The following is a 10,518-nucleotide window of genomic DNA, read 5'->3' as shown; positions in this document are numbered from 1 at the left end:
TGCACGGCGAACTCGGCATGCGCACCCCGATCGAGATCGAGGACGCGTACTACGCTGACCTCGAATCAGGCCTCCCGGCGACCGCCGGACAGGGAAACCGATAGGAACGAAACCCAGGCCGATTCACCCACCGCCGTGTCGAGCAGCGTCACCCGTGCCTACGACCCAGCCGACCGGCCCGTCACCGCCGCCGACGGGCAAAGCACCTACCTCTACGACGCACTCGGCCGGCAAACCCTGATCCCCGCGGTTGACACACCCACACCGACAGGCGGGAACATCACCCTCGGGTACCACGACGACGACACAGCCAAAACCATCACCCAGGCCGACACCACGCTGGCCTACACGCTGGATGTCGCTGGCCGTCGCGCCACCCAAACCACCACCGTCAACGCCGCCACCACGTCGGTGGTCACGAATCACTACACCGACACCTCCGACAGCCCGGGCTGGATCACCACCCTCACCGCCGGAGCCACCGCCACCACCGTGTTCGCCGACCTCGTCGGCTCCGATCTCAGCCTGTCGCTGATCACCGACACCACCGGCCAACGCGGTGAGTTGGCGCTGACCACCCCACGCGGGGACATCGCCGCCACCACCACCCTCACCACCTCAGGAACGGCGGCGTCAGGGATCGACTCCTACACCCGCTACACCGAATACGGCCAACCCGACACCCCACAACCCACAGCCACCACCGGCGCCGCCGCCAACGGCTACGGATGGCTCGGCGCCAAACAACGCACCACCACCCTTGTCGGCATCCTCCTCATGGGAGCCCGCCTCTACAACACAGCCACAGGACTCTTCACATCCATCGACCCCGTCTACGGCGGCAACGACACTACCTATGGTTATCCATCGGACCCGATCAGCTACTCCGATATCAGTGGGCGAGAATCGCAGAAGAATAAGGTCGCCAGACATGCGCTGTCGATCCTGGCTTGTCGAGCAGCCGGAAGATTGGGATGTTCCATGGTTGCGCTCATTACCGCCCATGCCAACAACCTCACCAAGAAGTACGGGAATTCGAACGCGAAGAATGCCATTAGGCATTTCTTGTGGGTAGCAGGGATGTCCTTGGTGGTGGGTCGCGATCATGCAAGGAGTATCGCGGGGGCTCACGAAGCGGGTTTGTTGAATTTCGCTGGCGATCGAGTGGACAGTCGCAGGGATAGGGCGAATAATGCCTTCACGCTCAGTTGGATGAAGAACAACTACAGGAATCAAAGAGTTGCGGTATCCGGAGTATATTCGTACTTGTTGAGCTTAAGGAAGACCGCGGAACGGCTCTTCACGGAAGGAAGGTTCACGTGTGTAAAATCCTGCGGCAAGTTGTATTAGTCGGGCTGGCTGTGGTTATCGTGGCAGGTTCCCTGACGGGCTGCATTCAGGACGCAACTTGTTCTTCCGCCGGACATTCGCGGATGAACGCCGCGATCGTGGAATTGTTAATGACATCCCCGGGCCAGGTCGATTACGTCAGTACGCCGGATTGCGAGTCCGGGTCACCGCTCAGCGGCACTCTCACGCTGCAGATTTCATGGTCAGAGCTCATGTCAAGGCTTTCCGATAGATGTCGAGCGGCGGCTGATAGCGCCACATGTCGCTTGGGTGACAGCGAATTCACTGTGATTCTCTTGTCGGAACCAGATACCGACGTGGGGGTAGTTATTCAGGAAGTCGAGTAGGATTCGAGTTCTGGGAGAGGTCTGGCCCACTAGCCTCGATCTTTCATGACGGGCCTGTGTAGGGCTGGTCGGCGCCGGTGGCGTCGAGGTTGTATCTGATTCTTGCAGCTGGGTGTGACAAGGCGCCGCGTGTCGCTCACGGTGGGCGGGGTTTCCAGGCCGAGGGGGTGTTCCAGGATCGAGGCGGATGGTCGGGGCCGCGGGGTCAGGTCGCTGGTGCTGGGAGTCCTTGGAGTCTGGTGATGCCTGTGAGGATGAGCTCGGCCCATGGGGATCGGTCGCTGAGGTGGAGGTGGATGCGTCTGGCTCTTCGGGCGATGGTGGCGGGGATGCTGAACAGCCGGTAGCGGAGGCGTTTCGGTTCCCAACGCCGGGCTTCATGACCGGTCAGCGCCAGCATCCCGGTCCAGGCCTGTAACTCGGAGGCCAGGGCGACGATCTGGCACCAGATGCGGTTCTGGTCGAACCCATGCAGGGGGAGGTTCGCCAGCCCGGTGGTCTTCGCCTGCCTGATCCGGTCTTCGCAGCGGGCCCGCCGGCGATGCCGGAGCTCGAGCTGTTGGAGGGTGCCGAGGGTGGTGTTGGTCGCGAAGGCGGTGAGCCGGTAGCCGTCGACATCATCGAACCGCAGCTGAGCGCCGGGGTGAGGTCGTTCCCGGCGGACGATCACCCGCATCCCCTTGGGCCAGCCGGACAGGTCGAGTAGTCCGGTGAACTCGGCCAGATCGGCCCCGTCGCGGGCTTCACCATCCGCGTTGAGCGCCGGGAGCCACACCCATTCGGGAATCTCGTGGTAGAGGTCGGGGGTGTCCATGGGGAGGGTGAACCCGACCGAGTACACGACCCTTCGCCCGGTCAGCCACTTGGTGAAGTCTCTCGTGCCGCCGGCGCCGTCCGCGCGGACCAGCACCCGGCGTCCTGGCCGCGGGTTCTGGTCGGGGAGCTGCGCCAACGCGGCCCTGGTCACGGCGATGTGATCCGAAGCCTTGTTGGAGCCCGCGTTCCCCGGCCTCAGATGGACCGCGAGTGCTTCGCCGGTTCCGTCCGTGCCGTGGTCGGCGAACGCCAACAGGGGGTGGAACCCGAACCCGCGTTTGAACGTCGGAGCAGCCTGCTGCTTCTCCGAATGCGCGGTGACCAGCGACGCATCCAAGTCGATAATCAGCGGCTGCTCAGCGGTAGCGCCGTGGTCGGGCGCATGGACACCGGCCAGACCCCAGACGGTGGCTCGGGCCTGCTGCCGCGCCACCGATATCGCCTTGATCGCCTTGTCCGCATCCTCGGCCAGGGCCTTGATCAGCCGCGACACCGTCGGATCCGACGCCACACGGCCGTACACCCCCGGCTCGCCGCGCAGCACGGCGACGTCACTCAACGCATCCCCGCCCAGCACCAGCGACACCGCCAGGTCGAGCAGGATCTTGCCCGGGTCATGGACCGCCAACGGCTTCCGCCACCCCACCAACGCCTCCGACAGGGCCCGATCCAGCCCCGCGGCGCGGATTGTTTCCGTGAGCAGGACCCCGCCGGCCTGGGCCACCGCGGCCACCTTCGCGGTATCAACATGAACCCTGGGATACAAACCGGTACTGTTCACCTCGAAGGTGCCCCCATCTTGGTCGATGTGTTCTCTAGTCAAGTCACATCATCCCAAGTCAGGGGCACTTTCGCTATCTCAACCCGCTACTGTCCACCCACCGGCGTGAAAGCACGAGGCTAGCGACCGGCTATTACATCGGATTATCCAGAGAATCCGATGTAATAACCGGTAGGATCCAGGCATGGCCACCCGACGCCGACACCAACTCGTCACCCGCGATGACGTGCCGCTGCCCCCGTACGAGTGGGGCCACGACCGCTCCGGGGCGAAGTCGGCGTGGGGTGTGAACCTGCCGATCTCTGAGCGTCACGATCTGCAGCTGATGGCCCAGCGCGGCACCGCCGGCCGCTGGACCTGGACGCTCACCATCTACCGCACCGGCAGCACCGATCTGGTGACCCGCATTGCCCGCGGCGTCCAGCCCACCCTGACAGCCGCCAAACCGGCCGCCGAGGCCGCCGCCCGCGCCTGGCTCGCCGAGCAACTCGAGCTACCTGACGAGTCGAATGCCTGAGGGGCACCCAGGGTCCCTGGACAGTGCGGCTGGTCTGGTCGCCGTTGATCATCAGGCGGGGGTGCTGCTGCCGGAGGACCTGTCGTTGGATGCGGCCGAGGCCGCGTTCGCCTCGGCGTCGCGGGCCTCGTCGACGCTGCGCGGGTACCGCTCCGACTGGACCGAGTTCGTCACCTGGTGCCGCGACAACCACCACATCGCGCTGCCCGCCACCGACATCGCGATCTCCCGCTACATCTCGGCGCTGGCCACCGCCGGGGCGAAGGTCGGCACGATCAGCCGGCGTCTGTCGACGATCCGGTTCGCCCACAAGGTCCGTAACCATCCCGACCCCACCCAGACCGCGCGCGTGATCGCCGTCTGGGAAGGGATCCGCCGCCAGCTCGGGGCTCCCCCGGACCAGGCCCGCCCCCTCATGCCCCCACTCCTCCTCGACGTCGTTGATGCTTGCCCGGCGATGACGAAATGGAAGACCCGCGACCATGAGCCCTCGCTCAGCGGAATCCGGGACCGGGTACTCCTGCTGGTCGGGTTCGTGTCCGCGCTGCGCGCCTCCGAACTCGCCGCCCTCGAGGTTGATCAGATCAAACCCCACGAACGGGGCCTGGTGATCGAGCTCACCCGCTCCAAAACCAACCAGACCGGCGACCTTGAGCTCGTGGTCCTCCCCTGGGGTGCCCGCCAGGACTACTGCCCCGTCACCGCGCTACGCAACTGGCTCACCGTCGCCGGCATCACCGAAGGCCTGGTGTTCCGGTCCGTCTCCAAAGGCAACCGCGTCAGTAGCCGTGGCCTCACCCCCGACGGCCTGTCCCGGCTGATCACCCAGGCAGTCACCCGGGCCGGTCTCGACGCCACCGGCTTCTCGGCGCATTCCCTGCGGGCGGGGTTCGTCACCTACGCCGCGAAACGCGGCGCCACCTCCCTGCAGATCGCCAGACAGACCCGGCACAAGGACCTGGCCTCCATCGGCATCTACACCCGCATCGAAGACGCCTGGGAAGAGAACGCCGCCACCCAACTCCCTCTCTGAAGAGGTCGGCGGGCTTGGCCTCGAATCATCCCCGGGTCCGGCCGGAGGCCTCCCTGGACACTCCCCCGCTTCACTCTCATGCCGAATGGCGTGCGTGGCATCACGGACATGCCCATGTGGGGACGTCGAGGTCAACGGTCGTGACCGCACGCACGTGCTTGATGCCGAATGGCGGATGTCTGGACCGGCCGTAGCGAGCGTTGGGCTTCGCTGGAGAGCCTCGTCTGTGCTTTGTCCCCGTCGAGGGCTTACTTCGCTGAGGAGAGTATGTGGCAGATGTCGTCGTCTTCGCAGTCGGCGGGATCGAGCAGCTCACTGTGGTCGCGGAGTGCTTCGAGCTCGGTTTGCAGCGCGGCAAGTTGTTTGATCCGTGCACGGACGTCAGCGACCTTGGTGTCGATGAGCGTAACCACGTGCGCGCAGGGCATGTGCCCGTCGTCGCGAAGGGCGATGATGCTGCGAATCTCGGACAGTGTCAGCCCGGCGGCCTGGGCCACGTTGATGAAGCGCAACCGGGCGAGCATGGCCTCGTCGTAGACGCGGTACCCGTTGGCGCCTCGTTCGGCGTCCGGCAACAGGCCCCTGCGCTCATAGAACCGCACGGTCTGGCTCGTCACCCCGGCAATGTCGGCAAGCTCACCGATCAACATCTCGCCCCCCTTAACCCTTGACCTTCTACCACGGTACAAGGTCTAGCGTCGCACCATGAACGTCTCTCTGTTGTACTTCGATGACTGCCCCAACTGGAAGGTCGCCGACCAGCGACTTGCAGCGATCGCCAACGAACGCCCCGATGTCGTGGTGACGCGACTCCGCGTCGAAACGCTCGAGGAGGCGGAGCGGCTGGGGTTCCACGGCTCGCCGAGCATCCTGGTCGAGGGCGTCGACATCTTCGCCAAACCCGGCGACGGGGTCGGGTTGTCCTGTCGGCTCTACCGCACGCCCGATGGGCTGGCGGGGGCGCCCACGATGCAGGAACTCCGGGCTGCGCTCGGCGTGGCCGAGGTGCTGTCCTGATGACGCGCAGCTATGACTTGATCGTGATCGGTGCCGGCATGGCCGGCGTCGCGGCGGCGAACAAGTGCGCTTCCGCGGGCTGGAGGGTCGCGATCGTCGACGCGCTTCCCTACGGCGGCACCTGTGCGCTTCGAGGGTGCGACCCGAAGAAGATCCTGCGTCGCGGGGCCGAGATCATCGACAGCGCCCGACTGATGCGGGGCAAGGGAATCGACGACGCCGGCTTGTCGATGAACTGGGCCGATCTGATCAAGCACAAGCACGGCTTCACCGACCCGGTCCCGCGAAACATGGAGGACAGCCTTTCGGGCAACGGTGTGGACACGCTCCACGGGCAGGCGCGGTTCACGAACGCGCACACCATCGCGATTGACGGCAGGTCCTACGACGCAGCTCACTTCCTGATCGCCGCGGGCGCCCGTCCACGGCCGCTGGACTTTCCCGGTCACGAGCATCTGGTCGACAGCACCGCCTTCATGGACCTTCCAGCGCTGCCACGGAGGATCTTGTTCGTCGGTGGTGGCTTCATCTCGTTCGAGTTCGCTCACATCGCGGCGCGGGCGGGCAGCACCCCGGTCATCCTCGACCGCGGGCCGCGGCCGCTCAAGGCGTTCGACCCCGACCTCGTCGAGCTCCTCAGCAACCGCGGCGCCGAGGCCGGGATCGAGCTGTGGCGCTCCACCACGATCACCTCAATCGAGAAGTCCGGTGGCGGTTACCAGGTCAGCTTGGCACGATCCGGCCGACCCGAGGACGTGGAGTTCGACCTCATCGTGCACGGTGCGGGCCGGATCCCCGAACTGTCCGGCCTCGACCTCGACGCCGCCGGAGTCGAGTGGGACGAACGAGGAGTGCGGGTAGCCGCTCACCTGCAAAGCACCAGCAACCCCGCGGTCTACGCCGCCGGCGACGCCGCCAACACCCCCGGCATGCCACTGACCCCAGTCGCAGTGATCGAAGCCAAGGTCGCGGCCTCCAACATGCTCAAGGCCACCAAGACCGTCCCCGACTACACGGGTATCCCAACAGCGGTGTTCACGATCCCCGAACTCACTCGAGTTGGAATGCTCGAACAACAAGCCCGAGACCAGGGCATCGACGTCGACGTCCGCTACCGCGACACCCGCGGCTGGTACTCCAACTACCGCATCGGTGAGACCACCGCGGCCACCAAGATCCTTATCGACCGATCCACGGATCGGATCGTCGGCGCACACCTGCTCGGCCCGGAGTACGGCGAACTGGTCAACTTCTTCGGCCTCGCCATGAAGCTCGAACTGACAACCCATCAACTGAAATCGATGACCGCCGCCTACCCCACCGTAGGATCAGATGTCGGCTCGATCCTCTGACCTAGAGGAGGCTTGGTGGTCGCGGAGAAGTTCGGACCCAGGCAGCCCAACCACAGGAGAGAACCGGTTGGGTCGGAAGCGACACACGGCCGGCGTCTCGATCCTCCCGTTGAACATCCTGTATTGCCGCTGCGAGCGTGTGGTCAGAGGTGGAGGTGCAGGCGCAGGGCGTCGTCGAGTTGGGTCAGCAGGTGGGTGGGAATCCGGCCAGTGACGGGGCCGATGCGTTCCACCGAGACCGAACGAACTTGTTCAGCTTGGGCTTTCGAATCCACGTGCAGGCCTGTTTCGTCAGCGGGGAGGAGGACCTGGAAGGGGTAGACCCTGGCGATGTTGCTGGTGACGGGGACCACGGTGACGACGCCACGCCCCAGCCTCGCCGCGGTGGCGTTGGCGTTGTCGTTGCTGACGATCACCGCAGGGCGACGCTTGTCCGCCTCTCCCGCGCGGGCGGGTTCCAGATCGACCAACCGGATCTCACCGCGGAGCATCAGCCATCCCGTCGGCCGCGGCGGGCTCCCACGCGTCGGCGTTCCCGGAGTCTTCCCACTCCCGCCAGGCTGATTCGTAGGCGGACTGGAGTTCTGGGTCGCCGAGTAGCCTGATCGCCTGCTGGATGGCCGCGGAGCGCGACTTCAGGCCGGCAGCGTGGGCGTACTTGTCCAGGGCTGCGACCTCGCTCTCGGAGAGACTCACACTCAACTTCACCTGACTCATGCGACCAGCCTACTACCAGACTTCCTACCACGGTAGCTTTACCGGATCTGCCGCCAGCCGGGAGGCGCGACCGGAGGATTGCCAGGCCGCGCAGCGACAAGGCCGGTATCGCCCCCGCTGGGCGAGGGCGATTGAGCTAACCGCTGTAGACGTCGTCTTGCCGATACAGGAGGCGGTCGTCGTCGTGTCTGAACAGGTTGTCCTCAGGCCACTCGTCCGGATCGGCGCTGAGGAGCTCGTCAGAGGACTGCACGACGACGACTCCACCGACCGGCTGCAGTCCCTTCACCTGCTCAAGGCTGTCCCAGCCCTCAGCGTGTGCGATCTGGTAGAGGGCACGGCCCAGGTGAGTCACGTCCGCGGCCGCGGCCGCGGCATCCTCTGCTGGCCACAGCCGCCGGTACGCCTTTCGCCCGGCCTTCATGACTGCCGCCTCGTTGGTGACGACATAGTCATTTCGGCGCAGCACCGACACTCCGGCGACCGGGCCAATATCGATGACGTCCTCACCCTCATCCTCATCGAACTCGTGGACAATGCCGAGGGGGAAGCCGGTGCCGGTGTACTCGAACTGGGCGTCGGCGTAAGCCCGGACGGCACGGCGAAGCCGATCGCCGGCCGCGAAAACCTCCCCGCTCTGCTCGTCTCCTCGAAGACTGGTGATGGCGGACGCATGGGTCCGAATCGCCTCAACCAAGGCGTCTGCGGACTCAAGCAGCAATGCCGCGCCTTCCGGCGTCCATGGGGTGAAATCCTCGTCCTCGTCGTCCACGCAGACATCCTATGGACACCGGGAGCCGCCACCGTGCAGCATCCTCATCTGCCGCACTGAGCGTGGCCGCACGCTACTGTCGCGTTGGCAGATGCGGGGGCACCTACCATCAGAGCCACGGGTTGTTCGAAGGTGCAGGCGCTACGGCGAACTGCCCCTCATCGAGGTCGATGGTTGGGGAACCGGCAACCACCAGGCAGGCCCGCTCCCACGGACGTTGCTCGGCAAGAAACCGCACTTCATGTGCCATCCACTCGTGCCAGAACGCGATCGTCTGCTCGCGATCACCGTTCACACCCTCGGCCATGTCGCGAGCGATCCCCCGCCGCTCGGCCTCCTGAAAGTCCGACTGCACCCAGATCGAGGCATCAACGAAGTGCTCGAACTCGCGTTGGCTTGCGCCGACGCCCTCGATGACGACCAAGTCCGCCTCCGCGGCAACCTCGATCACGCCTTCGCGTCCATGCAGCCCCCACGCCGGCGGCTGAAACCGCACACCCTCCCCACGGTGCAGTGTCACCAGGATCTCGTCGCGCAGCAGATGCCCCCAGGCGAAGAACGGCTCATGCCAGGCCAGGTCATCCGTGTGCACGACCGCAGAACGGGCGACGGCCCGCTTCAGCTCAGCAGCCAGCGTCGACTTACCTGAGGCTCCCCTGCCGTCCACGGCAACGATCTGCGGCCGACCCAGCGGCTGCCCGGCCACCTGTAAAACGTGATTGACCAGCTCGGCAGTGTCGAGGGCCCGCCAAGGCCCCGCAGCGGGTTCACCCTCGAGCAAGGTCATGGTCATGACCCCATTCTGCTGCAGACAGCAGCCATGCTCGCTCATGCCGCGGTGTGCGAGGGTAGCCTTCGGCTTCGGTTCCCCGAGTAGTGACTCAGAGCCACTGCTGGTAGAGGCCAGCACGTCGTTGTGGACCTCGGGGGTACCCGGCACGCCTGGATTCAGTAGGACCCGTTCGTCTCTCATCTCGTGTGCTTCTGATCCGATCTGACCGATGGATAGGGTGTCCAAGTGGCGTTGATCTCTCCAGACGAATGGCTGCATGAGGTATCCACGGCGCGACGCGCTGCAGCGGGACCGTGGCGTGGCGTGACGCAACCCGGTGTCGTGCTGGGCTGGGGGTCTGCCGCCTTTGTGGGCTGGCTGGCGGTTGCCTGCGTGGTGGGCCTCCTTATCGTCGAAGGACTCGATTGGGTGACTGTGGCCCTCAGCGTGGCCGCGGGTGTCTTCGCTTGGCTTTCCGGGTGGCCCTTCGCGGTCGTGGTCACGTCCCGGGGCGTTCTCACACGACGGGGTTTCGTTCGTTTCGATCGAATTGTGGCGGCTGGCTGGGCGTCGTCGGGAGAGCGCATGATTCCGCTGGCTGAGGGTTACGTGCCTGTCCTCGTTGTTGCGGGGGATTCCGGTGCGTTGAAATGGTGGCCCCTGGCCGAGGTTCGCAAGGGCGCAGTGTCGTCAACTGAGAAGAGCCGAATGCGCTTGCTTAAGCGCCTCGTCGGGGCAAGGGATGTGGATCATATTCCCATCCCGTCCGAAGTTGCCCCCTCGCTGAACTGGCCTTGGGGCGCGTGACACGAGTAGTGGCAAGACGTGCTCCGAGAGACCGGCGCTGCGCGCTCCCACATGACGGCGCATCCGCCTTTGGCACAGACTGACGCAGTGACACGCTTGCGGCTCCGATCCGAGCAGGCCGGCAGAGGGTGTCGAACATCCGGATCTGCCGCGGTGTGCGAGGGTAGCCTGTCGGCTTTGGTGGTCACCCGAGCACGACCGCCCGCCCTCAATGCCGCGGCGGGGGTGTTGCCGCTG

At 65.4% G+C, this 10,518-nt stretch carries 12 protein-coding genes; 6 read left to right on the top strand and 6 right to left on the bottom strand.

Translation table 11 applies throughout. From position 1 onward, the window contains the following. Window positions 1-135: 135 nt before the first annotated feature. Window positions 136-1,350: a DUF6973 domain-containing protein gene (locus ACFQPD_RS07410; RefSeq protein ID WP_385899798.1), complete on the top strand. Its 1,215-nt coding sequence runs from the start codon at window positions 136-138 to the stop codon at window positions 1,348-1,350. Window positions 1,351-1,902: 552 nt separating this feature from the next. Here the strand turns inward: ACFQPD_RS07410 and ACFQPD_RS07405 are convergent. After that, window positions 1,903-3,294 carry an IS1380 family transposase gene (locus ACFQPD_RS07405; RefSeq protein ID WP_385899801.1) on the bottom strand — a complete coding sequence of 464 codons (1,392 nt, stop codon included), beginning with the start codon at window positions 3,292-3,294 and terminating at the stop codon, window positions 1,903-1,905. Window positions 3,295-3,478: 184 nt separating this feature from the next. Here ACFQPD_RS07405 and ACFQPD_RS07400 point away from each other — a divergent pair, with 184 nt between their 5' ends. Both ACFQPD_RS07400 and ACFQPD_RS07395 read left to right on the top strand, forming a co-directional pair. Further along, window positions 3,479-3,811, top strand: a complete 333-nt coding sequence (locus ACFQPD_RS07400) for a hypothetical protein (protein WP_073186925.1) — start codon at window positions 3,479-3,481, stop codon at window positions 3,809-3,811. Further along, a complete protein-coding gene (locus ACFQPD_RS07395) occupies window positions 3,804-4,844 on the top strand; it encodes a site-specific integrase (RefSeq protein ID WP_385899796.1) in 1,041 nt (346 codons plus the stop codon). Before ACFQPD_RS07400 ends, ACFQPD_RS07395 begins: the two co-directional genes overlap by 8 nt. A gap of 248 nt (window positions 4,845-5,092) precedes the next feature. Here the strand turns inward: ACFQPD_RS07395 and ACFQPD_RS07390 are convergent, their stop codons facing one another. Beyond that, entirely contained in the window at window positions 5,093-5,494 is a 402-nt protein-coding gene (locus ACFQPD_RS07390) for a heavy metal-responsive transcriptional regulator (protein WP_385899794.1), read from the bottom strand. A gap of 55 nt (window positions 5,495-5,549) precedes the next feature. Here ACFQPD_RS07390 and ACFQPD_RS07385 point away from each other — a divergent pair, with 55 nt between their 5' ends. Continuing rightward, window positions 5,550-5,861, top strand: coding sequence for a thioredoxin family protein (locus ACFQPD_RS07385; RefSeq protein ID WP_385899792.1), 312 nt, complete (start codon window positions 5,550-5,552; stop codon window positions 5,859-5,861). Further along, the gene (locus tag ACFQPD_RS07380; RefSeq protein ID WP_385899790.1) at window positions 5,861-7,213 is read left to right on the top strand and encodes a dihydrolipoyl dehydrogenase family protein; all 1,353 of its coding nucleotides are present in this window, start codon (window positions 5,861-5,863) and stop codon (window positions 7,211-7,213) included. The genes ACFQPD_RS07385 and ACFQPD_RS07380 overlap by 1 nt, the downstream gene beginning before the upstream one ends. A 143-nt stretch (window positions 7,214-7,356) precedes the next feature. Here the strand turns inward: ACFQPD_RS07380 and ACFQPD_RS07375 are convergent, their stop codons facing one another. The 4 genes from ACFQPD_RS07375 to ACFQPD_RS07360 form a co-directional block, all read right to left on the bottom strand. Further along, a complete protein-coding gene (locus tag ACFQPD_RS07375; protein ID WP_385899788.1) occupies window positions 7,357-7,683 on the bottom strand; it encodes a type II toxin-antitoxin system PemK/MazF family toxin in 327 nt (108 codons plus the stop codon). Between the two features lie 7 nt (window positions 7,684-7,690). Continuing rightward, window positions 7,691-7,930, bottom strand: a complete 240-nt coding sequence (locus tag ACFQPD_RS07370) for a ribbon-helix-helix domain-containing protein (protein ID WP_385899787.1) — start codon at window positions 7,928-7,930, stop codon at window positions 7,691-7,693. A gap of 136 nt (window positions 7,931-8,066) precedes the next feature. Beyond that, complete coding sequence (locus tag ACFQPD_RS07365; protein ID WP_385899786.1) at window positions 8,067-8,702, bottom strand: hypothetical protein; 636 nt, start codon at window positions 8,700-8,702, stop codon at window positions 8,067-8,069. A 109-nt stretch (window positions 8,703-8,811) separates the two neighbouring features. Continuing rightward, complete coding sequence (locus ACFQPD_RS07360; RefSeq protein ID WP_197971685.1) at window positions 8,812-9,495, bottom strand: uridine kinase; 684 nt, start codon at window positions 9,493-9,495, stop codon at window positions 8,812-8,814. 225 nt (window positions 9,496-9,720) lie between these two features. Here ACFQPD_RS07360 and ACFQPD_RS07355 point away from each other — a divergent pair, with 225 nt between their 5' ends. Further along, entirely contained in the window at window positions 9,721-10,281 is a 561-nt protein-coding gene (locus ACFQPD_RS07355; RefSeq protein ID WP_385899784.1) for a hypothetical protein, read from the top strand. Window positions 10,282-10,518: the final 237 nt, after the last annotated feature.

It is taken from the genome of Tessaracoccus sp. O5.2 (assembly GCF_964266725.1).
GTDB classification, from domain to species: Bacteria; Actinomycetota; Actinomycetes; order Propionibacteriales; family Propionibacteriaceae; genus Arachnia; species Arachnia lapidicapta.
This window is presented reverse-complemented; position numbering and strand designations above follow the sequence as displayed.

What these genes read in the sequence shown, in the direction of transcription:
- ACFQPD_RS07390 (WP_385899794.1), bottom strand. Translation starts at nt 5,494, where the DNA reads ATGTTGATCGGTGAGCTTGCCGACATTGCCGGGGTGACGAGCCAGACC.
- ACFQPD_RS07370 (WP_385899787.1), bottom strand. Translation starts at nt 7,930, where the DNA reads ATGAGTCAGGTGAAGTTGAGTGTGAGTCTCTCCGAGAGCGAGGTCGCA.
- ACFQPD_RS07395 (WP_385899796.1), top strand. Translation starts at nt 3,804, where the DNA reads ATGCCTGAGGGGCACCCAGGGTCCCTGGACAGTGCGGCTGGTCTGGTC.
- ACFQPD_RS07400 (WP_073186925.1), top strand. Translation starts at nt 3,479, where the DNA reads ATGGCCACCCGACGCCGACACCAACTCGTCACCCGCGATGACGTGCCG.
- ACFQPD_RS07385 (WP_385899792.1), top strand. Translation starts at nt 5,550, where the DNA reads ATGAACGTCTCTCTGTTGTACTTCGATGACTGCCCCAACTGGAAGGTC.
- ACFQPD_RS07360 (WP_197971685.1), bottom strand. Translation starts at nt 9,495, where the DNA reads ATGACCATGACCTTGCTCGAGGGTGAACCCGCTGCGGGGCCTTGGCGG.
- ACFQPD_RS07380 (WP_385899790.1), top strand. Translation starts at nt 5,861, where the DNA reads ATGACGCGCAGCTATGACTTGATCGTGATCGGTGCCGGCATGGCCGGC.